The 24891-nt window shown below is 43.2% G+C and carries 23 protein-coding genes; 11 read left to right on the plus strand and 12 right to left on the minus strand.

What is annotated here, in order from left to right:
• Positions 1-69 precede the first annotated feature (69 nt).
• The 5 genes from L0B18_RS07465 to L0B18_RS07485 all read left to right on the plus strand — a co-directional run bounded on the left by L0B18_RS07465 (position 70) and on the right by L0B18_RS07485 (position 6589).
• The gene (locus L0B18_RS07465) at positions 70-774 is read left to right on the plus strand and encodes a succinate dehydrogenase cytochrome b subunit (RefSeq protein WP_234570889.1); all 705 of its coding nucleotides are present in this window, start codon (positions 70-72) and stop codon (positions 772-774) included.
• Positions 775-804: 30 nt separating this feature from the next.
• Positions 805-2724, plus strand: coding sequence for a fumarate reductase/succinate dehydrogenase flavoprotein subunit (locus L0B18_RS07470; protein WP_234570891.1), 1920 nt, complete (start codon positions 805-807; stop codon positions 2722-2724).
• An 18-nt stretch (positions 2725-2742) separates the two neighbouring features.
• On the plus strand, positions 2743-3483 hold the full coding sequence (locus L0B18_RS07475; RefSeq protein WP_370647535.1) for a succinate dehydrogenase/fumarate reductase iron-sulfur subunit: 741 nt from the start codon (positions 2743-2745) through the stop codon (positions 3481-3483).
• Between the two features lie 260 nt (positions 3484-3743).
• The gene (locus L0B18_RS07480) at positions 3744-4469 is read left to right on the plus strand and encodes an outer membrane beta-barrel protein (RefSeq protein WP_234570895.1); all 726 of its coding nucleotides are present in this window, start codon (positions 3744-3746) and stop codon (positions 4467-4469) included.
• Positions 4470-4654: 185 nt separating this feature from the next.
• Entirely contained in the window at positions 4655-6589 is a 1935-nt protein-coding gene (locus L0B18_RS07485; RefSeq protein WP_234570897.1) for a RecQ family ATP-dependent DNA helicase, read from the plus strand.
• Here the strand turns inward: L0B18_RS07485 and L0B18_RS07490 are convergent.
• Together L0B18_RS07490 and L0B18_RS07495 are read right to left on the minus strand one after the other, a co-directional pair.
• Entirely contained in the window at positions 6565-6963 is a 399-nt protein-coding gene (locus tag L0B18_RS07490) for a DUF4296 domain-containing protein (RefSeq protein WP_234570899.1), read from the minus strand. The two genes, L0B18_RS07485 and L0B18_RS07490, sit on opposite strands and share 25 nt — an antisense overlap.
• Positions 6960-7679, minus strand: a complete 720-nt coding sequence (locus tag L0B18_RS07495; protein ID WP_234570900.1) for an SDR family oxidoreductase — start codon at positions 7677-7679, stop codon at positions 6960-6962. Before L0B18_RS07495 ends, L0B18_RS07490 begins: the two co-directional genes overlap by 4 nt.
• 137 nt (positions 7680-7816) lie before the next feature.
• Between L0B18_RS07495 and L0B18_RS07500 the strand changes: the two genes are divergently transcribed.
• Positions 7817-8578 carry a type III pantothenate kinase gene (locus tag L0B18_RS07500; protein WP_234570902.1) on the plus strand — a complete coding sequence of 254 codons (762 nt, stop codon included), beginning with the start codon at positions 7817-7819 and terminating at the stop codon, positions 8576-8578.
• 9 nt (positions 8579-8587) lie between these two features.
• Here L0B18_RS07500 and udk read toward each other — a convergent pair whose 3' ends face one another.
• From udk to L0B18_RS07525, 5 genes are all read right to left on the minus strand, one after another.
• Positions 8588-9214: a uridine kinase gene (gene udk, locus L0B18_RS07505; RefSeq protein ID WP_234570904.1), complete on the minus strand. Its 627-nt coding sequence runs from the start codon at positions 9212-9214 to the stop codon at positions 8588-8590.
• The gene (locus L0B18_RS07510; RefSeq protein WP_234570906.1) at positions 9207-10460 is read right to left on the minus strand and encodes an N-acetylmuramoyl-L-alanine amidase family protein; all 1254 of its coding nucleotides are present in this window, start codon (positions 10458-10460) and stop codon (positions 9207-9209) included. The genes udk and L0B18_RS07510 overlap by 8 nt, the downstream gene beginning before the upstream one ends.
• A 112-nt stretch (positions 10461-10572) precedes the next feature.
• Positions 10573-11031, minus strand: a complete 459-nt coding sequence (locus L0B18_RS07515) for a hypothetical protein (RefSeq protein ID WP_234570907.1) — start codon at positions 11029-11031, stop codon at positions 10573-10575.
• Between the two features lie 45 nt (positions 11032-11076).
• Positions 11077-12186, minus strand: a complete 1110-nt coding sequence (locus L0B18_RS07520; RefSeq protein ID WP_234570909.1) for a fatty acid desaturase family protein — start codon at positions 12184-12186, stop codon at positions 11077-11079.
• Between the two features lie 226 nt (positions 12187-12412).
• A complete protein-coding gene (locus L0B18_RS07525) occupies positions 12413-13429 on the minus strand; it encodes a cytochrome-c peroxidase (RefSeq protein WP_234570912.1) in 1017 nt (338 codons plus the stop codon).
• Positions 13430-13635: 206 nt separating this feature from the next.
• Between L0B18_RS07525 and L0B18_RS07530 the strand changes: the two genes are divergently transcribed.
• The gene (locus L0B18_RS07530) at positions 13636-13794 is read left to right on the plus strand and encodes a hypothetical protein (RefSeq protein WP_234570914.1); all 159 of its coding nucleotides are present in this window, start codon (positions 13636-13638) and stop codon (positions 13792-13794) included.
• A gap of 9 nt (positions 13795-13803) precedes the next feature.
• On the opposite strand, the gene L0B18_RS07535 is transcribed toward L0B18_RS07530, so the two are convergent.
• Positions 13804-14286 carry a hypothetical protein gene (locus L0B18_RS07535; protein ID WP_234570916.1) on the minus strand — a complete coding sequence of 161 codons (483 nt, stop codon included), beginning with the start codon at positions 14284-14286 and terminating at the stop codon, positions 13804-13806.
• Between the two features lie 211 nt (positions 14287-14497).
• Here L0B18_RS07535 and L0B18_RS07540 point away from each other — a divergent pair, with 211 nt between their 5' ends.
• Both L0B18_RS07540 and L0B18_RS07545 read left to right on the plus strand, forming a co-directional pair.
• On the plus strand, positions 14498-15658 hold the full coding sequence (locus L0B18_RS07540; RefSeq protein WP_234570918.1) for a DUF2911 domain-containing protein: 1161 nt from the start codon (positions 14498-14500) through the stop codon (positions 15656-15658).
• A 102-nt stretch (positions 15659-15760) separates the two neighbouring features.
• Positions 15761-16282: a DinB family protein gene (locus tag L0B18_RS07545; RefSeq protein ID WP_234570920.1), complete on the plus strand. Its 522-nt coding sequence runs from the start codon at positions 15761-15763 to the stop codon at positions 16280-16282.
• A gap of 61 nt (positions 16283-16343) precedes the next feature.
• Here L0B18_RS07545 and L0B18_RS07550 read toward each other — a convergent pair whose 3' ends face one another.
• The 3 genes from L0B18_RS07550 to rsmB are packed head-to-tail and all read right to left on the minus strand — an operon-like array spanning position 16344 to position 20821.
• On the minus strand, positions 16344-19034 hold the full coding sequence (locus tag L0B18_RS07550; protein ID WP_234570922.1) for a valine--tRNA ligase: 2691 nt from the start codon (positions 19032-19034) through the stop codon (positions 16344-16346).
• 48 nt (positions 19035-19082) lie between these two features.
• Positions 19083-19457, minus strand: a complete 375-nt coding sequence (locus L0B18_RS07555; protein WP_234570924.1) for a GxxExxY protein — start codon at positions 19455-19457, stop codon at positions 19083-19085.
• A gap of 44 nt (positions 19458-19501) precedes the next feature.
• The gene (gene rsmB / locus L0B18_RS07560; RefSeq protein WP_234570925.1) at positions 19502-20821 is read right to left on the minus strand and encodes a 16S rRNA (cytosine(967)-C(5))-methyltransferase RsmB; all 1320 of its coding nucleotides are present in this window, start codon (positions 20819-20821) and stop codon (positions 19502-19504) included.
• 474 nt (positions 20822-21295) lie between these two features.
• Here rsmB and atpD point away from each other — a divergent pair, with 474 nt between their 5' ends.
• Together atpD and atpC are read left to right on the plus strand one after the other, a co-directional pair.
• Positions 21296-22789 carry a F0F1 ATP synthase subunit beta gene (atpD, locus tag L0B18_RS07565; protein WP_234570927.1) on the plus strand — a complete coding sequence of 498 codons (1494 nt, stop codon included), beginning with the start codon at positions 21296-21298 and terminating at the stop codon, positions 22787-22789.
• A 14-nt stretch (positions 22790-22803) separates the two neighbouring features.
• Positions 22804-23202 carry an ATP synthase F1 subunit epsilon gene (gene atpC / locus L0B18_RS07570; protein ID WP_234570929.1) on the plus strand — a complete coding sequence of 133 codons (399 nt, stop codon included), beginning with the start codon at positions 22804-22806 and terminating at the stop codon, positions 23200-23202.
• A 71-nt stretch (positions 23203-23273) separates the two neighbouring features.
• On the opposite strand, the gene ade is transcribed toward atpC, so the two are convergent.
• Positions 23274-24890, minus strand: a complete 1617-nt coding sequence (gene ade / locus L0B18_RS07575) for an adenine deaminase (RefSeq protein WP_234570931.1) — start codon at positions 24888-24890, stop codon at positions 23274-23276.
• Between the last annotated feature and the right edge of the window lies 1 nt (position 24891).

Here is a 24891-nt window from a genome sequence, read left to right on the forward strand (position 1 = left end):
AATATCGTTCATCTTGCTAGAATATCATTTTTTTAAAAAAATCTTCAGACAACAAACTAATTTAACCATATGCCATCTTTTACTGACGCGCTAAACTCGCAAGTTGGCCGAAAGTTTTTAACCGGAATTACCGGACTTTTGCTCGTCTTCTTCGTCATTTTTCACTTGCTTGGGAACCTGGCTATTTTTGGGGAACCGAATGCCATGAACAGTTATTCGCATTTTTTGCATGAACTGGGACCGCTTTTGTGGGTTGCCAGAATCGGGTTACTGGTTGCTTTCTTGCTCCACGCCTGGATTGGAATTTCAATCTGGTGGAATAAGAAGAAAGCCCGCCCTCAAAAATATAAAGTGTACAGCAGCAAAGGCGGCCCCAGCAAACAGAGCCTGAGTTCGAGAAGTATGGCCTTTACGGGCGTCGTACTTTTTATATTTGTCATCGTTCATGTGAACACCTTTGCTCTTGGGGATCCCGGCTCCATAGCCGTGGATGGAGTGGAAATGCATGATCTGAAAACGTTAGTGCTGGAAACGTTCCAAAGTCCTGTGTATGCTTTTGGGTATACTATCGTGATGATACTTCTGGGTGTTCATCTTGGTCACGGGGTGTGGAGTGCATTTATTTCATTAACGATGCGCAGTAAAACAACATCGGCCGTTATTTATACGATCGGGGTTGGTTTAGCAATTCTTCTCGCCATTGGATTTTTGTTCATACCGCTGTACATCTATTTTGGCGGTGGCTGCGAGGCTGCACTCATCAATTGTAATTAACAGTTTGAAAACTATCATACAGAACTCACTATGAATTTAGATTCGAAAGTACCTCCTGGCCCGTTAGAAGAGAAATGGAACAGGCATTTAAAGGATATCAAACTTGTCTCTCCGAACAACAAACGCAAATATAAAGTCATTGTAGTGGGGACAGGACTTGCCGGAGCCTCAGCGGCAGCAAGTCTCGCTGAACTCGGTTACAATGTTGTCTCATTTTGCATCCAGGATTCCGCCCGGAGAGCCCACAGTATTGCGGCGCAGGGTGGCATTAATGCTGCAAAAAACTATCCAAATGATGGAGACAGCGTCTGGAGACTTTTTTATGATACAATAAAAGGCGGTGATTACAGAAGCCGCGAAGCAAATGTGTATCGTCTGGCTCAAAATTCAAATGAAATTATTGATCAGGCCGTAGCGCAGGGTGTGCCTTTTGCCCGTGAATACGGCGGGCTTCTGGACAACCGTTCATTTGGTGGCGCCCAGGTTTCGCGAACATTTTATGCCCGTGGCCAAACAGGTCAACAGCTTCTTTTAGGAGCCTACCAAGCCATGATGAAAGAAGTCCATTCAGGAAAGATTGAATATCATGCGCGTCATGAAATGCTGGATCTTGTTGTTGTAGACGGCAAAGCCCGTGGCATTATAACCCGGGATTTGGTGAAGGGAACCATCAACCGATGGGATGCCGATGCCGTGGTACTTTGTACCGGCGGATACGGCAATGTTTTCTACCTCTCTACCAATGCCAAAAACTCGAACGTTACGGCTGCCTGGAGATGCCATAAAAGAGGTGCTGCATTTGCAAATCCATGTTTTGTACAGATTCACCCAACCTGTATTCCGGTTTCGGGCGATTATCAGTCCAAACTTACATTGATGAGTGAGAGTTTGCGGAATGACGGACGGGTATGGGTTCCCAGAAAGAAAGGGGATAGCCGGCAGCCAAATGAAATTCCTGAGGACGAACGGTACTACTATCTCGAAGAGAAATATCCAAGTTTTGGTAACCTGGTACCGCGGGATGTGGCTTCAAGAAATGCCAAGATTGTAACGGATGAAGGACTCGGAGTTGGCGAAACAGGAAAAGCCGTTTATCTCGATTTCCGCGATGCCATCAAACGGGACGGTGAAGACACAATTCGAGCCAAGTATGGAAACCTGTTTGATATGTATCAGAATATCACAGATGAAAATCCGTATAAAGTGCCGATGAAAATTTTCCCGGCCGTTCACTATACCATGGGCGGGCTTTGGGTTGATTATAACCTGATGAGCAACATTCCAGGCCTGTTTGTAGCCGGTGAAGCCAATTTTTCGGATCACGGAGCGAATCGTCTTGGAGCCAGTGCTCTTATGCAGGGGCTTTCCGATGGATACTTTATCATCCCCTACACCATTGGAAATTACCTGGCCGATACCAAGTTTGAGAAAATCTCAGTTGATCATGAAGCTTTTGATGAAGCAGCGAAAGCATCCGAAGATCAGCTCAAAAAACTACTCTCTGTTAAAGGAGATAAGACCATTATTGAATTCCACAGAGAACTTGGAAAAATTATGTGGGATAAGGTTGGAATCTCCCGAAGCAAAGAAGGTCTTGAAGAAGCCATCAAAGAAATTCGCGCCCTTCGTGAAGAGTTCTGGACGAATGTTCGCGTGCCGGGCGAGATGAATTACTACAACAAATATCTTGAATTTGCTCTTCGCGTGGCAGACTATTTCGAACTTGCCGAACTGATGGCTATGGACGCCCTGGATCGGGATGAGTCGTGCGGATGCCACCTGCGTGATGAATATCAAAGCGAGGAAGGCGAAGCTATCCGAAATGACGAAGATTATTCATTTGTTTCCGCTTGGGAATATTTGGGAGTCAACGGCAAACTCAATACCAAACTTCATAAAGAAAATCTTGAGTTTGAATTCGTGGAACTGAAACAAAGAAGTTATAAATAACAGGTTTTTATGAGCACAATGACAATTCACCTCAAAGTATGGCGACAGAAAAACGCAGATGATCCTGGTCGTTTTGAGGATTACACATTGAATGAGGTTAACGAACACATGTCTTTTCTGGAGATGCTGGACGTTCTCAATGAAAACCTGATTAAAGAAGACAAAGATCCGGTTGAATTTGACTATGACTGCCGCGAGGGAATTTGCGGTTCCTGTAACCTTGTAATCAACGGACGGGCTCACGGCCCCAAGCATCAAACAGCCGTTTGTCAGCTTCACATGAGAAATTACAGCAATGGCGATACCATTGTTATTGAACCGCCGCGCGCTGCCGCTTTTCCGGTGATTAAGGATTTGGTTGTTGACCGATCTGCTTTCGACAGAATTATTGAAGCAGGCGGATATGTTTCCGTGAAAACGGGGGCAGCTCCTGAAGCAAACTTAATTCCGATTGCACAAGAAACATCCAATATTTCATTCGATTATGCTACCTGCATTGGCTGCGGGGCATGTGTGGCTGCTTGTCCGAATTCTTCTGCATCGCTGTTCACAGGTGCGAAACTTGCACATCTGAACATGTTGCCTCAAGGCCAGCCAGAGAAGAAGCAGCGAACAATGGCAATGGTTGAACAGATGGAAAAGGAAGGATTTGGAGATTGTTCAAATCATGCCGAATGTGAAGCTGTGTGCCCGGTAGGTATCCCAATTTCTGCTATTGCAGAGATGCGTAAAGAGTATCTGAAGGCAACAATTTTTTAAGCTATGTTGTGATTAGTCATTGCGAGTAGAGCGAAACAAGCCCACAGTGTACGCAAGTGAGTGACTTCACCTCGTTCGTAATGACAAGACTTGACTTCTTAAAGCCCTGATAAATGTCAGGGCTTTTTTATTTTTTGAGCAACCCGGAATTCTCCACCAACGTATACAAGCGAAACAGGCGTTCTACGTAAAGTCGAATTCAATAGGGTAGGAAATGGCTTCTTCGTCTGGTTCAATATGAATGAAATAATTGAGTTAATATGAATTTCAAACAAATTACATTAACAGCACTTCTCTTCTGTTTTGGTTTGGCGGGTAACGTTTATTCACAAGAACTTCAGGCAGCGTTAGATTTAGGAGTTGGTATTCCCCAGGGAGACTTCAGAGACCAATCTGATCATCTTGGTGGCGGAATTAATTTAATGGGAGGATACCGTTTTGCAAACTCACCGGTAATGCTTGGACTGGAATTTGGATTTATGAATTTTGGTACCGACACACGTGAAGAACCTTTGAGCACAACGATTCCGGATCTCACTGTGGAAGTTGAAAACAGCTATAATCTTGTTCATGGCGACTTTCTGGTTCGTCTGATCGCACCGCCATCAACATTTCGGCCTTATGTGGACGGACTCCTCGGGTTCAACTACTTCTTCACAGAAACTGTAATTCGTGATCGGGATGATTTCTTTGATGAAGAGAAACTGAGTGATACCAATTATGAGGATACAGCTTTAAGCTATGGGTTTGGTGCCGGAACTCAAATCAGGCTCTGGCAAAAGAAAGGGCCGATGACCAGCGATATGGATGATGTTGAGCCTTCTTCCGTTTACCTGAATTTAAGAGCACGATATATGTTTGGCCGTGAAGCCGAGTACCTGCAAAAAGGTTCTATTGAAATAGAGGATGGAGAAGTTTTTTATGATGTTAGCCAGTCTAAAACAGATTTACTTCATATCAAAATTGGTGTGGTTGTAAACTTTTAAAATCAGGATGGGTTTTGTAATCTTGTAAAAGGTAAGGCATAAGACATGTCATTGCGAGTAATCCGTAATTAGACGGATTACGTAGCAATCTCAAACATCCAGTAGTTCTTAAACACTAAAAAGAGATTGTTTCGCTTAGTTTGCAATGACAGGTGTCTCGTTTTTAAGACAATCAAATATCCGACTTGACAGAAGACAATCCTTTCAAAAAAGCAGAACAAGCACTCCAAAAGTATTGGGGATATTCATCGTTCCGGCCGGGGCAAGGAGATGCCATTCGGTCTGTTCTGTCCGGTAAAGACACCCTTGTTCTTTTTCCAACCGGTGGTGGTAAATCTCTCTGTTACCAGGTGCCTGCTGTTGTCCAAGATGGTTTAACCGTAGTGATATCTCCACTAATTGCTTTGATGCAAGATCAAGTTGAACAGCTCAATCGTGTTGGTATCCGGTCCACATTTATTAATAGCACGCTTCCGTCGTATGAGGTTGAGCAACGTTTGGTTAACGCCCGGAACGGCATGTATAAATTGTTGTATATAGCACCTGAACGTCTTTCTACGGATCTTTGGAAAGTTGAACAACCCAACCTGAATATTGAGTTGGTTGCAATTGATGAAGCACATTGCATTTCTGAATGGGGACACGATTTTCGTCCGTCATACCGCGAGATTCGGCATGAACTTGAAGATTTACCTTCTCAAACCAAATGGCTCGCCCTGACTGCAACTGCCACCCCCGAGGTGAAAAAAGATATACTGGAAAGTTTACAGTTTGAAGATCCGGTTGTGGTGACGGGTGGATTCAAGAGAGAAAACCTGCATTGGTGGGTTTCCAAGACCGAGAAGAAACGAGAGATGCTGAAGAAAACCGTAAAAAAGGCGTCCAGTCTTGGAAGTGGAATTATATATGCGTCCACGCGAAGAGATTGCGAAGAGTGGGCGGACTATTTCACACGACAGGGAATCCCGGCAAAATCTTATCACGCGGGCTTAAAAAGTGAAACAAGGGAACAGGTCCAAAAAGAGTGGATTGACGGCACTATTCCACTTGTGGTGGCGACCAATGCTTTTGGCATGGGAATTGATAAGTCTGATTGCCGTTATGTGGTCCATTACACAATTCCTTTTTCGCTGGAAGCATATTATCAGGAAGCCGGCCGTGCAGGTCGCGATGGAGAAATCAGTTATCCGATACTTCTTTTTAAGGAGAGTGATGTAGATTATTTGAAAAGCCGTGTAGAGCAAAACTATCCTGATTCCGAAACACTTCAAAAAGTGTACGACGGACTTTGTGATGAATTGGACCTCGCCGTGGGAACTCAGCAGGAATCACCGGAGGAAATTCACCTGGAAAATATTTCAAAACGAATTCAACTTCCGTCGTCTCAGATTTCAACGGCTGTCAATCTGTTACAAAGGTTGGACGTGCTTACCCAAATTGATCTTCACGAGCCGAGGGTTGGCATTCAATTCATTGTCAATACAGACTATTTGCTGGATTTTATTGATGAATCGGATCCGGAAAAAGGTCGTTTTTTAGATACTCTTTTTCGGCAATTTGGTCCGCAGGTTTTTTCTGACGTTCAGTATTTGAATGTTTCCTATCTGGCAGAAAAGCTGGAAGTCACTTCCAATCAGTTGTTTAAGGCTCTTAAAGTTTTTGCTGAGCATGATCAGATTTTGACCTTCAAATGGCAGGAAGAGACCCGGCTGGTGCAGGTAAAAGACGCACGATTGGTTAAGCTTCGGGTTGATACAGATCGTGCATATCATTACCGGGACATCCTTTTGAAGAAAATTGACTACATGTCGAGATATGCTTCAACCAATGCTTGCAGGGAAGTTTTTTTGAGACGCTATTTTGGTGAAACAAACTGTGAACCGTGCGGAACATGCGACAATTGTGTTTCTGAGGAGAAGCTTATGATGTCCGTGACAAATAGTGATGTTCAAATTGTTCGGGATGTTGTGCAAAATGAAAAGAAATCTTTTAGGGAAATTTCAAAAAGCGCAAACTGGAACCGTAAAAAAACCCAGCAGGTTCTGTCTTATATGCTTCGGGAAAATTACCTGGAAAATGATGAGTCCGGAGATTTTTATTCCCTTCCCGGCAAAGTCTGACGGAGGCTGTCAAGTTTTTCGCGTGGAGTGGTTTCGAATTTTCTTTGGATAACCTGAATCGAATCGCGTTCCTCTCGCAGTATTTTGTTGATTTCTTTGACCCGTTCAATTTGTTCCTCAATATTTCGCTCATAATATTCATGAGAGATGCGAAATTCATCTTCAGAAACCCCATAAGATTCATACACTTTGGTGCGCAATTCTTCCTGGGAAATGTTGTTTAAAAGTTGCTGGTCCAGCTGATTAATGATCGCAAACTCAATGAACATGCGTTCGTAGGTTTCTTCATTAATGATTTCGTCAGGGGCAGATGATTCAGGTTCGCATCCCCAAAAAATGAGACCAGCAACTATGACAAAGAGAACTTTTCTCACTTCTCGTTCGGGTTTTTGGGATTTAACGGACGAAGCGTAATTTCATTGACCAGGAAATTATCAGGGGTTTCCAAAAGATGAATGAGAGTATCGGCAACATCGTCCGGTTGAAGCATATTATCGTGTGTTTCACTGCCAACCTGATCAAAAAAGTGCGTGGAAATGGAGCCGGGAAACATGGCCGTTACTTTGATTTTGTCATACCGAAGCTCTTTAAAGAGCGCTTCGCTGAAACCCCGAAGTCCATATTTTGTGGCATTATATCCTGAGAGCTGTGGGTTGCCAAGGAGTCCCGCAACTGATGAAATGTTGATAATATGGTGGTGCTCCTCAGACGCCTTCATAAAAGGAACCAGTTCATGAGTGAGGTAAAAAACACCATTCAGGTTCGTTTCAACCATTGTATTCCAATCAGCCACCGAAAGTTTTTCAACATTGCCAAAAATACCAAGACCGGCATTATTGATGAGGACATGGGGGAGATTTTTTTCTGAGAAAGTTTCCTGTACCCACTGGTGAATGTCGTTCGGCTTGGTGACATCCATTTTAATGGGAATAAACTGGTTGCCAAGTTTTTCCTGAACTTCAGAAAGCTTATTCAGCCGGCGGGCAAGACCATAAACTTTGGCTCCTTTTTCGATCAGTTTTTTGCTGAATGAAATGCCAATTCCACTGCTTGCTCCGGTTACGATGGCGTTTTTATTTGATAAATCCATAGAATTCGTTCATTGTTCGTTGAGTGTGGATCATTGTATATACTTTACTTTTTCGGGATTACAATGAATAACAAACCACAACCAACTGACTTTTATTTCAAAATACATTTAAGTAATAAACAAGTTACCTTCACTTGATGAAAAATCGTCAGGCGAAAGCTAAGAAAATGAAAGAACTTTATCTTGATATCGGGAACTCTTTTCTGAAGATGGCTACCCGTAAAAATTCGGATTGGCAGAAAATTTTTGATGGGGAACATGAACGGCTGGATGAGCTGTGTCGTATCATTACATCTTATGGTGAATCTCCAGAAGTTCGGATTTCTTCGGTTCGGAAAGATATTACAAAGCGCCTGATGCAGAACCTTCCGGATATAAAAGTCAGCGAGTTTAAAACCGCAGATATTCCTCCCAAAATGCTCGATTACAAGACTCCTGATACATTGGGTTTGGATCGGTTTTTGGTTTGCCTGGGAGCGATAAAGGAAGCCAGTGACAGAAATGTAGTTGTTATTGATGCCGGTAGCGCATGCACCGTTGATTTGATGACAAAAGAAAACGTGTATTCCGGCGGTGTTATCATGCCGGGGCTTAAAATGATCCGTAACGCGATGGAACATCGCCTGCCGGAATTACCAACCGCCCCTGAGTCCATTCCTGAAACCTGGCCGGGAAAGTCAACCATTGAGAGTATTGAATGGGGTGTGAATGGTAGTTTTGTACATGCAATTAAAGGATTTATTCATCAATACCGATCATCGGTGGGGGATATTGATATTTTTGTTACCGGTGGTGATGCCAGTCTGCTTTTAAAATGGATGGGGAAGGATGAGAAATTGATTCACCGAAAAAATTTGATTTGGACAGGAATGGAAGAATTCGGTTTCCTCATCAAGTGAGAAAATTTCTTAATTCTGATTTAATCTCTCATTAATCAATGCAATCACCATTTGAAGGGCAACTTTGTTTTCGCCACCTCGGGGAATGATAATATCCGAATAGCGCTTGCTCGGTTCTACAAATTCCAGGTGCATGGGGCGTACAAATTTTTCATATTGGTTTAGTACTCCATCCAAATCCCGGCCTCTTTCACAAATATCGCGTCTCAAACGCCGGAGGAGCCTCACGTCATCATCGGTATCAACAAAAATTTTGATATCCATTTTATCTCTCAACTTTGGTTCACTAAAAATGAGGATACCATCCACAAGGATAATTCTCTTTGGTGAGACAGAAACAGTTTGATCTGATCGCGTATGAGCTACAAAATCATAAACGGGAATCTCAATTTTATAACCGTTTCTCAACGCATCAATATGGCGAATCATTAATTCGGTTTCGAGAGACGAAGGATGATCGAAATTCTGTTTTTTTCGCTTTTCCAAAGGCAGGTGACTGAGGTCGCGATAGTAGGAATCGTGTTCCATCAAAAGAACATTATCTCTTCCAATGCTCTTTACTATTTTGCTGACCACCGTCGTTTTTCCCGATCCGCTACCGCCGGCCACGCCAATAATTAAAGGCGTTTCACTCATTGCTGGCTGTATTGTTTTGATAAATACTTCGGTCGTATTCCTGTTTAAAGTCCCGGATTGCCCGGAAAATAGCAGACGCTAAAATTGTTTGGCCATATTCGCTGTTCATGTAGCGCGCCTCATTAGGATTGGAAATAAATCCAAGTTCTACAAGAACGGCCGGGGTAGAGGCATGCCAAAGAACCATTAATCCGGCTTGTTTTACTCCCCTCGATCGCCGCATGGCTCTGTTTCGGAACTGGTGTTCGACCATTGCTGCAATTCTTTCGCTGACAGCAATATTTCCTGCATTGGCCAGCTCATAGATGAGAAGTTCATCTTCCCCAAGTTGGACAGGTCCGCCATTTTTTTCGAGATTTACCACGCTGTTTTCCCGTTTCATAATCTCAAGGGCCGATTCACTTCGGTGCATTCCAAGAAAGAAGACTTCCGAACCGTACGCCCGCTCATCCCGAACGGCATTGAGATGGATTGAAAGAAAGAGATCTGCTTTTGCCCGAGTTGCGATCAATCCGCGTTCTTCCAGTTCAACAAAGGTGTCGTCATCTCTTGTATAAATGACTTCCATATCCGGTAGATGTTCTTTAATATAATCGCCGACCTGCAGAGCAACTTCAAGTGCAATATCTTTTTCTTTCAGCCCGAGTCGCCGATTCATAGAACCGGGATCATGTCCACCATGCCCCGCGTCAATTACAATCGTATTGAACTCCTTTCCTTCTCTCAGAGGAACGAGGGCATTATCTTCAGAATAAACAAATTCCATTGAAGGGGGCTGTTCAAAATCAAACCAGTAGATAAAATTCGTTTGATCGGCAATTTTGTTAATCTCTTCCTCCGAAGCGTATTCCAGTGCCAGGAGCATATCATTGCGATCACGATCCGGGTAGGCCGTAGCTTTCATAAAGGTATTTTCACTCAGAAAAATATCTACGCCAAAGCCATCAACATTTTTATGATAGTCGATGTGAGAGTAGATTTCAGAATCTTGCGGGTGTGTAAAATCAAGGGTATCCAGATATGGTGAGTAAAGCATAAACTGGATGAGATCCGGAGACGGTTGGGATACAGCAAACGAGTCTACTTTTTCAGTGAGATGATATCGAAAAACATGGCCTTTGCCATCACTCCGTTCGTGGAGAGAAAGCCGATCCAGGGTAGCTTGTGCAGACAGATTTCCCGGTGCCCATAAAAATAGCAAGGCAAGAAGAGATAAAATGGTAAGAATCGGAGTTCTTTCCATCATATTAGGCTTTTGAAGTCGAGAAAATTGTCTGGATGATATTGCTTAAATGTACTGAATATTTTGAGATTAGGTAAATTTAATGTTGAAGGTATCTCAAAATTGTTTGGAGGTTTTAGTCCTCATCGGTAATTCCGTTTTGTTCTAAAATAAAATGGGGATTCCACGCGTATGGTCCGCCACCGTTACAGCTACCATTTTCAAGAGTAAGGTTCGGCGGTTGGGCCATATCACAAGTAGAAAATCTTTCGTCTTCAGCATTTCTGATTTTGTCCAATTCGTCGTATCTCTCAATCAGATTTTTCAACCTGTCTTCATTAGTCTCTTGTGTGGAGTACACAAGATAGCCCCACGGACCGCCACAAGGTTTTGCCCCGATCGGCAAAATGCTGCAGTAAGAAACCTGTTCGGCTTTTGCCTCACCCACTTCGTTGTTGATGGCAATAACAACTTCATGTAAATCCATTTCTTCAATGTTTGAAGAAGAACCTGAATTTCCGAAAAAAAGAAAATCTGAACAGGAAATAAAGGATAGTAATCCAAAGATGGATAAAAGGAGAAAAGTATTTTTCATGGATTTAACCTTTTTTCCTTTCAACGGGCAGGATTGGACAATCGTCTATACTTCCGCGGGAGCGTACTGAAAATTCGGATCGCCAAACTTTTTCAGCGTTCGGTAATGAGAAGCAATAGCCTCTCTAAATGTATCGTGGTGATTGTAGGGAATATTAAACTCCTGTGCTGTTTTTTCTACGATCGGGCTGATGGCCGGATAATGAACGCTGCAAACTTTTGGAAACAGGTGATGCTCGATCTGGTAATTCAGACCTCCGATATACCATGAAAGAAGTTTGTTTTTACGGGCAAAGTTATTGGTTGTAACCATTTCATGGATGGCCCAGTGTTCGTCAATCATGTTGTTTTCATCAGGTTCCGGGTGATCGGTAGACTCCACCACATGAGCAAGCTGGAATACAATGCCGAGAATCAGACCGGCGGTAAGATGCAGAGAAATGAAACCAATAATGAGTTGTATCAATGTGATGTCCAGCACCAGCATGGGAATCACAAGTGTATAGCCATAATAAACAAGTTTTGTAATAACCAGGGTAACCCATTCAGAAAGCGGGTGTTTTTTGTTTTCATAGGGCCCCAGCGGATTTTTAAAGAAGTACCAATAATCCTTTACAAACACCCAGAAAAGCGTCGCAAAGCTGTAGGCAAAGAAAGCAAGAATATGTTGAACCCGATGAACCGGCTTGTATTCTGAATGAGGGGAGAGGCGAATGAATTCGGCAACTTCCAGGTCTTCATCATGCCCGTGAATATTTGTATAGGTATGATGGATGATGTTATGCGTAATTTTCCAGATGTAGCCGTTGGCTCCCATCAAATCAAACGTATAGCCAATTAGTTTGTTGACGGTAGAATTGGATGAGTACGCGCCGTGCAGGGCATCGTGAGAGATCGAGAATCCTATTCCCGCCATTCCGATTCCCATCACAATACAGAGAAACCACATCCAGCCAAGAGAAAGTTGCCCCGATAAAATCAGAGCATAGGCCCCAAAATAGACTCCGAGTAGAATCACAGTTTTGGAAACCATCTCGAAATTTGCGTGCCTGGAGAGATGGTTCTCCTCAAAATATTCATTAACACGTTTCTTAACCGTTTTACTGAAATCACGGCTAATTTTATTATTAAATGTAACCTTTGTTACTCCTCCCATAAGAACACACCAAACTATTTAAATACAATTCTTTCAAAATTAACTGAAAAAGCCGACAATCAATAATAATTGTTTCTAATTGTATCTAAGAGCATAAATTGAGGTGCGGCACAACGTCCCTCTGCTATGCCTGCAACAAAGATTATCACGTAAACAGACTCCCTCAAATCGAGTGAATTGCTTGCCTATTATAAATTTGGATGAAGCTCAAAAATTAAAGCTATCCTTATCTCGGCAACACAGGGTGTGGCACAGTTGCAAACTCTCCGGTCAGCGTTTTAAGGAATGCCACAATCTGGTTGACTTCTTGCTCATTGAACCGTCGGTCAAGTTGACTTGTACCCATTATAGACACCGCTTCCTCCAGCGTTTCGGCGGAACCGTCATGGAAATAGGGATACGTCATTTCTACATTTCTTAATGGAGCAACACGAAATACATATTTATCGGCTTCCTGTCCGGTTACATTGTAGCGTCCCATATCATCACCCTCCTGTTGTGCGGCGTGAGAAAAGAGCATAAATGTTTGTCCTCCTAACAGGGGGCCGTTGTGGCAGCTCATACATCCATTATCCATGAAGAGTTGCAGTCCGGCTACTTCATCTTCAGTCAGGGCTTCCCGGTCTCCCTGCAGGTAATCATCAAAAGGAGATCCGTGAGTAATGAGTGTTCTCTCAAAAGCTGCAATAGCTTTGGCAAGGTTGTCGAACGTAAAATAGTTGCTCTCCTCAGGGAAAGCTTCTCTGAAGTAGGGTCGATATCCTGTTTTTTCAAGACGTTCCATCGCCTCTTCGGGAGTGAGATCCATTTCAACATGTGTTTGGATAGGGCCAACGGCCTGTTCTTCCAGTGTTGCTGCGCGGCCATCCAAGAATTGAGCTCTGAGGAAAGCGGCATTGTACACGGTAGGTGTATTTCGCGGGCCAAGGCGTCCGTGTTCGCCGATTGCCACATCACGGTGATCCACACCTGCGGCGCCAACTACGTGACAGGTGTTACACGAAATAATACCAGAACGGGAAAGCTTTGGTTCAAAAAAGAGCTTATGTCCCAAATCGATTTTTGCCGGTGTCATAGGATTGTCTTCAGGAACCGGTGCTTCAGGGGGAACAGGTTGGAAAATGGCCGCTGCTTCTGGTTGCCATTCCTCCGTTTCGCTGCATGCTGTGAAGTACACACTAAAACTAATGAATATGAATAGAGTTACAGTTAGAAGTAAGATAAATCGAACAATCTTTGTCATCTTGATTTCTCCCGAAATTTAAAGTCTTTGTTTTTATAGAATTGAGGTTTATGTGATTAGTAAACCCCGTTAAGATATTCCGGCTTAATTCTTGATTTTTTCAATCGCCGGAAGTGTGATCTCATCTTTTTCTTATACTTAAATGTACCCGAATGGTTAACGATTTGCAATAAAAGTGCGGTCTATTTGATTAAAAACCGTAAAAAATGCTGGCAATTCATTACCAATCTTTCAGCCGATCCATTCGCCGTGCTGTTGTAAATAAATCAGGACCTATTTTCGCCAATGCCCAAATTTGTGTCGGTACTATTCCTCCGGAAATTCTGGTGATGAGAGTTGGAAAAGGTTTTGAAAAAGTTGAATGATAAAGTGATCTACTGATCCACCCCGTTCACTCCCGCAACTTTTAAACAAAGAGTAAGTGTAATGCCGTAACTGATGTGCATTACGATTCCGCCTATCAAAATTAAACCGGGAATCCAGGTGTCTGTATAAAAGATTCCAAACGACTCCCCGGCTGCTTTTGCAAAAAGAGGAGAAATCACCAAACCGGTTACAACCGAAATGATGATCCCGTAAATAATTCCCTGGATAAACCAGTTGCCGGGAATTCGGTTTTGGAGAAATGCCACCCAAAAGAGCGCCATCAAAACACCGCCAACATTAAATGCTGCATTTCCCCAAATCAGGCTGTACACTTCATCTCCATGAACGTGATTGAATGTCTGTTTTAATATGTGTCCGATATCAATGGCGGGCAGCCCGATTCCGCCCTGGAGAAAGGACACCATTGTCATGGTAAAAGTAGCAATAAGACCGCAGATAACGGTTCGCCAAAAAGTAGTTGAACTGATCATAAAAAGCCTCCGAATAAAGTTGATGAGCCATGCCCAAAATTGAGGCCCAACGGTTTGGTTAGCAGTTGATAATTAATATGCTAAAGATGAATAAGATTTTAAAGTGAAGAAATTGAGCAAGTCAATTTTACAATCCTTTAAACCTTGTTTCTTGTGAATTCTTCAATTTTCAAATAGATTCAACCATACTTTCAAATAAAAACAGGGATTTATGAAAAACTTATTGATTGCACTTTTTGCAGTATTTGTGATAGCTGCCTGCGAATCTACAACTAATGATGATAGACGCCAGGTTGGGTTTGTTACACTTCTGGGAAATGACACACTCGCTGTCGAGCAGTTTGAAATGAGTGATTCAAGTATTACGGCACAGGTAATTTTGCGAACGCCGCAAACTACCTTTTCATCTTTTGAACTCTTATTGGATGAAGCTGGTGGAATTCGTGAAATGACACGGACGGACTTTTCATTGGAATCCGGTTTTGAAAGTGAGGGTGAAGTCATCCAGACAATCCACCGCCAGGGAGACAGTCTTTGGGTTGAAACGCAAACAGATGAGGGACTGCAATCTCATTCAGCTCCTTATGAAGAGGGGGTACTGCCGTTTATCGACATGGTTCATTGGCCGTTTGAAGTTGCTTTTGTACATGCGGCGGATGTTGACGCTGATACAATTAACCAATCCATGCTGACCTGGAATAATATTTCGAATTTTGTGATTGCGCAAATTGAAGACGATTCGATGACGGTTCGTCACCCATTCCGTGGTGTAATGGGGGTAGATGTAGCTGACAACGGAGGTATTGAATTGCTGGACGCCGGGCTTACCACACGCAAGTTAAAAGTGTACCGAACGTCCGGGCTTGATATGAACGCTATCGGGCAGAGATTCGCGGCATCCGATCAGCAGGGAAATTCTTTTGGTGAATTGTCGGGTGCAGAAACATCTGAATTTTCTTTCCACAATACGAATTTTAGGGTTGATTACGGATCACCTCAAAAACGAGGGCGCGAACTCTTCGGTGGAATTGTTCCATGGGGCGAACGATGGAGAACCGGCGCAAACCGTGCAACACATTTCTATATCTCGAATGATTTACAGTTTGGAGACCTTGAGGTCCCGGCAGGCGAATACACGCTTTATACAATTCCCGAACAAGATGGAGGTGCGTTAATCATCAACACGCAAACCGGACAAAACGGAACCAGCTATGATCAATCCATGGATTTAGGGCGTATTCCAATGGAAATCTCCACTCAAAATGAAAGTACCGAAGCGTTTACAATTACGGTTGAAGAATCGGGTGATGGCGGCGTTTTGAAACTGATTTGGGGAAACACGGTTTTCTCTTCTCCATTTGAGATTCAGTAAAAGTGGAGATAGATTTTGCGATGATGAATCTGCCTGGATATTGTAAGTGAACCGGCAGTTTACCATATTCCATAACCTATCAACCAATAAAATCAACCAATTATGAAAAAATCTACCATCGTTCTTACGCTGTTACTGGCATTGCTAATGGTGATACCGGTTCAGGCGCAGAATGAAGATCACAGCATTAAAAGTCTTTTTCAGCAACAGTTCAGCTATGCATCACGTGTACTTGACCTTGCCAAAGCCATGCCCGCCGATACCTATTCCTGGAGTCCGGAAGAGGGCGTTCGTTCCGTTGGAGAAGTCTACACACATATTGCACAGGCAAACTATATGATGATCGGCACATTTGGAGTTTCAGCTCCTGTTGATGTCCAAAGTTTGGGATCACTCACTGATAAGGATGAAATTGTCGCTGCTCTGGAACAGTCAAATGAGTTTGTTCTTTCTGCCGCTGCAGATTTGTCTGATGAGCAGCTTTCCAACACTTACGAGTTATTTGGACGTACTGTGAATGGGGAAGGGCTTTTGGTGTTTATCCTGAATCACATGAGCGAGCATGTTGGCCAATCCATAGCTTATGCCAGATCAAATGGTGTTACGCCGCCGTGGAGCGAGTAAGTTTTTACTTTTTGATACCATCAGACTTTCGTAAGGGCAATTTGTGAATTGCCCTTACAATCTATCCTTCGAATTCTGTTAATTGCTTTTGCAACTTTTCCAGGTTCGATTCTGCGTCCGATTTTTTCTTCCTCTCTTTCTCTACCACCGCATCCGGCGCATTTTTTACAAACTGTTCGTTGGCGAGTTTTTTCTCCACACTTTTCAGGAATCCTTCAACTCTGTCGATCTCTTTTTGAATGCGCTCACGTTCTTTTTCCAAATCAATCAACCCTTCAAGCGGAATGTAGATTTCGGATCCATCTACAACGGACGCTGCCGAAGCTTCGGGTTTTTCTGTGTCCACATCGAATGTGATGGAATCAATTGTCAAAAGCTTCCTGTAAATCCACTCCGCAGATGATAATTCATCAGAAAGGGATTTATTCTTTGGTTTGATGAAAATCTTTAGTTCCGCTTTGGGTGATACATTCATCTCTGCCTGGATATTTCGAATGGCGGAAATCTGGGATTGAACGGTGTTAAACAGAGATACAGATTCATCAAACGTTTGGCCAGAGATTTCGGGCCACGAACTAATGGTCAGGGCTTCATCTTCCGCACGATCCTGAATTTGCTGCCAGATTTCTTCAGTGATGAACGGCATAAACGGATGCAACATTTTCATCAAAATCTCAAAGAAACCGAGAGCACGTTCCAGGTTTTCTTTCGGGATATTCTGACCGGCCTGATCCGCTTTGCAAACCTCGATATACCAATCACAAAAATCATCCCAAACCAGTGAATAGATTTTCTTTAAAGCATCGTTAAGCCTGAAGTTGTCGAAATCCTTATTCATCTCTGCCAGCGTCGTCTGAATGCGTCCCATCATCCATTTGTCAGCAAGGTTATCCGGATCGATTTCGGTTGTAGGTTGGTAATTTTCGTTCTCGTCCATATTCATGGTGAGAAAACGGAAGGCATTCCAGATTTTATTGGAGAAATTTCGTCCTTGTTCGCACAGGGCTACATCAAACAGCAAATCATTTCCGGCGGGAGAGGCAAAGAGCATACCCACGCGGGTTCCGTCTGCTCCGTACTTTTGCATCAATTTGATTGGGTCAGGCGAATTTCCCAGCGATTTCGACATTTTACGCCGTTTGTCATCCCGTACAATTCCTGTGAAATAGACATGGCTGAATGGTTTCTCGCCTGCAAATTCATATCCAGAGATAATCATTCTGGCCACCCAGAAAAAGATAATTTCGGGTGCGGTCACCAAAACATCGGTAGGGTAGTAATACGCAAGATCTTCATTAGCCTCTTTTGTTTTGATAAAATCGGGATCAAAAACAGACATCGGCCAAAGCCATGAAGAAAACCAAGTATCCAGCACATCTTCATCCTGGCGAAGATCACTTTCCGGGAGATTTTTATCACCGGATTTTTCCTTTGCTTTTTGAAGAGCTTCCTCTTTGTTTTTAGCAATTACATAATCATCGGCTCCCTCGCCATAATACCAGGCAGGAATTCGATGCCCCCACCACAACTGGCGTGAAATGCACCAGTCGCGAATGTTTTCCATCCAGTGCTTGTAGCTGTTTTTGAATTTCGATGGATGAAACTGAACATCATCATTCATCACGCTTTCGAGGGCCGGTTTACTCAGTTCATCCATCTTAAGAAACCACTGCAGTGAAAGCCGTGGTTCGATGACTACATCAGTTCGCTCGGAATAACCAACTTTATTGGCCATTTCATCAATTTTTACAAGAAAGCCCGCTTTTTCAAGATCGTGGGTGATCAGTTTTCGGACTTCAAACCGGTCTTTGCCAATGTAATGTTCAGCATTTTCAGAAAGGGTTCCATCCGGGTTCAGCATATCAATGATTTCGAGCCCATGCTTTTGCCCGATCTCATAGTCATTCGCATCATGGGCCGGGGTAATTTTCAAACACCCCGTTCCGAATTCGGGATCTACATATTCGTCGGCAATTACTTTTACTTCACGATTTACAATCGGAATGATCACGGTTTTGCCGATCAGTTCCTGATAGCGTTCATCATCGGGATTTACACAAACCGCCGTGTCGGCAAGAATGGTCTCGGGCCGGGTGGTGGCGATGGTTACAAATTCATCCGAAGCCTTGATAGGATACTTCACATAATAGAGTTTGGACTGAACCTCTTTGTGAATCACTTCTTCGTCACTCAAAGCAGTTTGAGCGGCTGGATCCCAGTTTACCATCCTGAGTCCGCGATAAATGTATCCGCGATCATAAAGTTCAATAAAACAGTCGATGACCATCTCATAGAGATCGTCTTCAAGGGTGAATCGTGTTCGTTGCCAGTCGCAGGAAGCTCCAAGTTTGCGCAGCTGTTTCAGGATGATTCCACCGTGTTCTTCGGTCCAATCCCATGCGTGGTTGAGGAATTCGTTTCGGCTCAGGTCCCGTTTGGTAATTCCCTTCTTTCGAAGCATTTGAACAACTTTTGCTTCGGTTGCAATAGACGCATGATCGGTTCCCGGAACCCAGCAAGTATTTTTGCCAAGCATTCGTGCCCGGCGGACCAAAACGTCCTGGATGGTATTGTTGAGCATGTGGCCCATATGCAGGACGCCGGTAACATTGGGAGGAGGAATGACAACCGTATACGATTCCCTTTCATCTGGCTCAGAATGAAAATAGCCATTCTTTTCCCAGTAATCGTACCACTTTTCTTCCGTTGTGGAGGGATCGTATTGCTTGGGGATATCCTGTGCTTTACTCATAAAGAATATTACCACAGAGGGCACAGAGGTGCACTAAGTGGGTTTTGTTTAATTAATAATTCGTTTTATACCTTTTTTCATCAAAGGTACATTGAAGTTTAAAAGTAGCCATAACTTAAAACCTCCCAATTTCAGGTAGGTTAGTACTTGGGCATAATGAACAGGGCTGAAATGTTCTACAGATTTTATTTCCAGTATAAGTTTCTTTTCAACGAGCAGATCTATCCTATAACCGCAATCTAATTTTATATCTTCAAAAGATACTGGAATGGGTTTTTCCTTCTCAACAATTAACCCCTCTTTATTTAAAACATAGAAGAAAAGGTATTCTTGATATGCAGATTCTAATAAACCAGGGCCGGGTTCTTTATGAACCCGGATGGAAGCGCCAATTACTTTTTCCGTTATATCACTCAGAAGCATGTTTAAAAATACTCAGTGAAACTCTCTGTCCTTAGTGGTTTCACCTATTTCACTCTGACTAACCGTACTCCAAAATGTCCATCGCAATCATGGATGTGGGGGAGGGTTTGATAGGCTAATCCGTCCTCGGTCAGTACGCTCTCCGGCAGAAAATCCTCCAGCGGCTCAAGCTCAAAATTGTCGTATTTATCGAGGAATTTTTGAATTTGCTCCCAGTTTTCTTCTGGTTCGATAGAGCATGTACTGTAAATAAGACGACCGCCACGTTTTACGTGATTGGCAGCTTCATCCAAAAGTTCTTCTTGGAGCTTGATGCAATCTTCAAGGTCTTGCTGGGTTCGTTTCCAGCGGAGGTCCGCCCGTTTGCTCAGAACTCCTGTTCCGGTACAGGGTGCGTCTAACAGTACTCCGTCTGCCAGTCTCAGGTCGAGTTCCCTGGCATCGGCGCGGCGGATTTTTATATTTTCGGCATGATAATCCATTGCACTTCTGGCAAGAAGTTCCAGCCTGTCTGAGTTGATATCAACAGCGGTGATAGATCCTTCTCCTTCCATCATATCCGCCATAACAATACTTTTCGTGCCGGGAGCTGCACAAATGTCAAAAATAGTTTCGCCCGGCATTGGCTCAACAATAGTAGGAGCAAATCCGGCTGCAATATCCTGTACCAGGCAAATGCCTTTTTTGATCAGATCCTTGGAAATAAACGGGGCTACAGAATCAACTTTAAAATAACCGGGCAACCAATCACTTTCTTTGTATTGAATGTCCAGCTTATCCATCCGCAATTTAAAGTTTTTGGTCTTTGTGCGAAGGTTATTCACGCGAACATAATAATGGGGACGTTGATTGTTCGCCTGCATCAACTGAAAAGCTTCGCGTTCCCCAAAGCGTTTTACCCATCGTTTTACCATCCATTCGGGATGAGAAAAGGTAGTGGCTACCAGTTTGGTCCGGTCTTCAAATGCCGGTTTTGGAAGCTTGTCAATATCACGCTGAATGTTTCTGAGAATGGCATTAACAAGGTCACCGGATTTCGATCCTAAATTATATTTAGCAATATTAACGGCTTCGTTGATAGAGGCGTAGTCAGGCGTACCGCCCATAAATACAAGTTCGTACAATCCAAGGCGCAAAATGTTTTTCAGAAGGGGTTTCATCTCCTCAACTGTAATACTGGAAAATTCATTGATAATAAAGTCGAGGTAACTCCGTCGTCTCAGAATATTTTGAACATATTCCCGAACCTGCGCACGCTCCCTGGGTTCAAGGTCATTCGCCTCTGAATAGTCTAAGATACCCTCCTTGTCAAATATTAAAAGTAGATCAATACTTACCGATCGTGCAGTAGCTTCCGTTTCCAATTATGTCCGTAAAGTTTAGAAGTTTGAATTCGCTTGAAAATCGGCCTTTTTGCAGCCAAATCCTATATAATAAAACAGTTGTAAATATAGAGGTTTGATCATCTTTTTGCTAATCGTCATAAAGAATATCTGAGTGGTGTTTTTGGAATTGTGGATGTTATTCTGAGGCTTGAGATTACAGGATGGGAGAGATGGAATAGGAGCTAAATAGATGAATTATTCGCAGATTTATGCCGGGCAATTGTTTTTGTAAATTTTTCGAAGCTGAGTCAGCAGTTCGATTTATAAATTTCTAAAACGAAAAACATCATTTAAATAAACTTTGAACAGATAAAACCACCCCATATTTTTTGATTTTTGAAATAGAAAGAGCTAACTTTTGAAGCTGTCATGATTAGTATAATCCATGACAAATAATTCAAGAAATTTTGAAAATTCTATCCTGGCTACAATTGCCATAAAACAACAAGTTGAATGAATAAAGGAACCGTAGCACAAGTTATTGGACCGGTCGTAGACGTTGATTTCGATCATGGTCAACTCCCCAAAATTTTAAATTCTTTATATATCGACAGAGAAGACGGCACCCGGCTCTACCTCGAGGTCGCTCAGCATTTGGGCGAAGACAGAGTTCGTACCATTGCCATGGACTCTACCGATGGTGTTGTGAGAAAAACTGAAGTGATCGATACCGGTGGTCCTATCTCCATGCCTGTGGGTGAAGATATTCGTGGCCGTCTTTTTAATGTTGTTGGCGAAGCTATTGATGGTATCAAACCGCCGGAAGGAAAACGGTCTTATCCCATTCACCGGGAAGCCCCGGCCTTCGAGGACTTGGCTACCAGTACGGAAATGCTTGAAACCGGTATTAAGGTTATTGATCTTCTTTGTCCATATGCCAAAGGTGGTAAAATTGGATTGTTTGGTGGTGCCGGTGTTGGTAAAACCGTTTTGATCCAGGAATTGATTAACAACATTGCAAAACAGCACGGTGGTTTGTCGGTATTTGCCGGTGTTGGTGAGCGAACCCGTGAAGGAAACGACTTGCTTCGTGAGTTTATCGAATCAGGCGTTATCAATTACGGTGATGAATTTAAGAAAGCGATGGAAGAGGGCGAATGGGATCTCTCCAAAGTGGATGAAGAAGTACTTCAACAATCGCAGGCAACTCTTGTGTTTGGCCAGATGAACGAGCCGCCGGGAGCACGTGCACGTGTGGCACTTTCCGGGCTGACAGTTGCCGAATATTTCCGTGATGAAGTTTCCCGGGATATTCTCCTCTTTATTGACAATATTTTCCGATTTACACAGGCCGGTTCGGAGGTATCTGCACTTCTCGGTCGTATGCCTTCTGCTGTAGGTTATCAGCCAACACTGGCTACCGAAATGGGTGACCTTCAGGAGCGAATTACATCTACCAAGAACGGGTCCATTACTTCGGTTCAGGCTATTTATGTTCCTGCCGATGACTTGACCGACCCCGCTCCGGCTACAACATTCTCTCACCTGGATGCTACAACCGTATTGAGCCGTGCACTTACACAGATCGGTATCTATCCGGCTGTGGATCCGTTGGATTCATCGTCCCGAATTCTTGACCCGAAAGTAGTGGGCGAGGATCATTACAATTGTGCGCAGAAAGTGAAGCAAATTCTGCAGCAGTACAAAGACCTTCAGGATATTATCGCCATTCTGGGTATGGATGAACTTTCTGATGAAGATAAACTGGTTGTATCGCGGGCACGACGTGTTCAGCGTTTCCTCAGTCAGCCATTTTTTGTGGCTGAGCAGTTTACAGGTCAGTCCGGTGAGTATGTGAAAATTGAAGACACCATCAAAGGATTCAACATGATTCTTGATGGTGAATTGGATGACTTGCCTGAAAACGCATTCCACCTTGTAGGTACGATTGAACAAGCCCAGGAGAAAGGTGAGCGAATTCTGGCTGAAGCAGAAGCCGAAGCTTAAAACAGACAGGAACCGTGGCAAAAACCTATCAGGCACAACTTTTAACACCCGAAGGCTCACGATTTCAAGGAGAAGTAGTGAGCGTTCAGGTACCCGGCAGTGACGGCAATTTTCAAATGCTCTATAATCATGCCCCGATTGTTTCTTCTTTAGGGATTGGAAAAATCACGATCAAACAAGAAGGCGCAGAAGAATTGAATTTTGCTGTCAGCGGTGGATTTGTTGAAATGAGTAAAAACGAATTGACGATCCTTGCCGAGAAAGCAGAGAAATCAACCGACATCGATATTGAAGAAGCCGAACGGTTGAGAGATGCAATCAAAGAAAGAATCGAAGCGCTAGATTATCGAACCAGGGAGATTGAGACCGAACTGGAAGTTGCAGAAAATCGGCTAAAGGTTGCCGAATCGTAATCTCTGATTCATGTTTTTTATAAAATCCACATCTGTCCCGATGTGGATTTTATGAATGAAATACTTTTTTTTTACTGCTTCACAAACTCAAACGTCTCACCATCAAAGAGTCCTTTATCACTTAGTTTGAGACTTGGAATCACAAGCAGAGCCATAAAAGAAATCAGCATAAATGGGGCGTTCAACGAACTTCCCATGGTTTTGGACATTTTACTGAGGCGTTCATAACCGGCAGCAACATCTTCTCCTTTTTCATCACTCATGATTCCTGCAATGGGAAGCGGAAGAATGTCTTCCTTCTCATCAGAAACGGCGGAAATTCCACCTTTTTGTTCCATAATCATGTTGACGGCTTTGCAGATGAACTCATCAGAAGAACCCACGGCAATAATATTATGCGAATCATGGGCTACAGAGGAGGCTATAGCCCCGTTTTTTAAGCCGAAATTTTTGATGAATGCAATGGCCGGCGGTTTTTTTTCATAGCGGTTTACTACAGCAATTTTCAGGATATCCCGGTCGGGATCCGGTTGAACAATTCCATTCTGAATGGAAAGTTTAGCAATCTCTTTTTTTGTTACTAACTGCCCGTCTTCGGCCACAATCAGGGGTTGATTTTCGTTGTCTGATTTCAGAATTACATCTTCCGGCGTGATTTTATGAGAGGTGAAATGATTAATCTTCCTGGCGTTAACTTTTGAGAAGAGAACTTTGCCATCCTGGAATACCGGCTCTCCGTCAATCCAGGTTTCTTTTACCTTCATCGATTCAGGCTGATCAACAATAATGAAATCGGCCGAATCACCTTTCTGCAGCAGTCCGACCTTCAAGCCGTAATGACGAATTGGAAGAACGGATGAAGCGTGAAGAATATCAAAAAGATCATAACCATGAGAAAGGGTACGTACAACAAGCTCATTAATATGTCCTTGAATTAAATCATCCGGATGTTTGTCGTCCGAACAGAACATCAACTTATCCGGATATGTATCAAATAGCTTAACGAGAGCATTGTAGTTTTTTGCAGCACTTCCCTCACGAATGATAATCAACATACCGGCTTCAAGTTTATCAATCGCTTCTTCAATGGTAAAGCATTCGTGATCGGTAGATATTTCGGCGGCCGCGTATTTTTTTGCTTTTTCTCCTTTCAGTCCCGGCGCGTGTCCGTCAATTGGTTTTCCAAGCTTTAAAGCTGCATCAATCTTAGCCAGAACATCAGGATCATCATTTAAAACTCCCGGCCAGTTCATCATTTCGGAGAGGTAGTGAATGTCATCGCGTTGCAGAAGTTTCTCTACATCTTCTTTGTCAAGTTCTGCTCCGGCGGTTTCGAAAGTAGTTGCGGGAACGCAGGAAGGCACGCCAAAATAAAATTTCAAGGGGACTTTCTTTCCATTTTTGATCATATACTCAACACCCTTTTTCCCACACACATTGGCAATTTCGTGGGGATCAGAAACGGTGGCTACGGTGCCATGTCGGACGGCAAGCCTGGCAAATTCAGACGGAATCAACATCGAGCTTTCAATGTGAATGTGCGAATCAATAAGGCCGGGCATAATATACTGGTCGGGCACACCGTCTGTCTCCCGAACATCTGATATTTTGCCATCTTTAATTTCAATTTCTCCGTTAAAGATTCTTCGCGAAACCGGATCAACTATTTTTCCCTGAACTGTTTTCATA

The sequence above is a fragment of the Rhodohalobacter sp. 614A genome (genome assembly GCF_021462415.1).
Taxonomy (GTDB): Bacteria; Bacteroidota; Rhodothermia; order Balneolales; family Balneolaceae; genus Rhodohalobacter.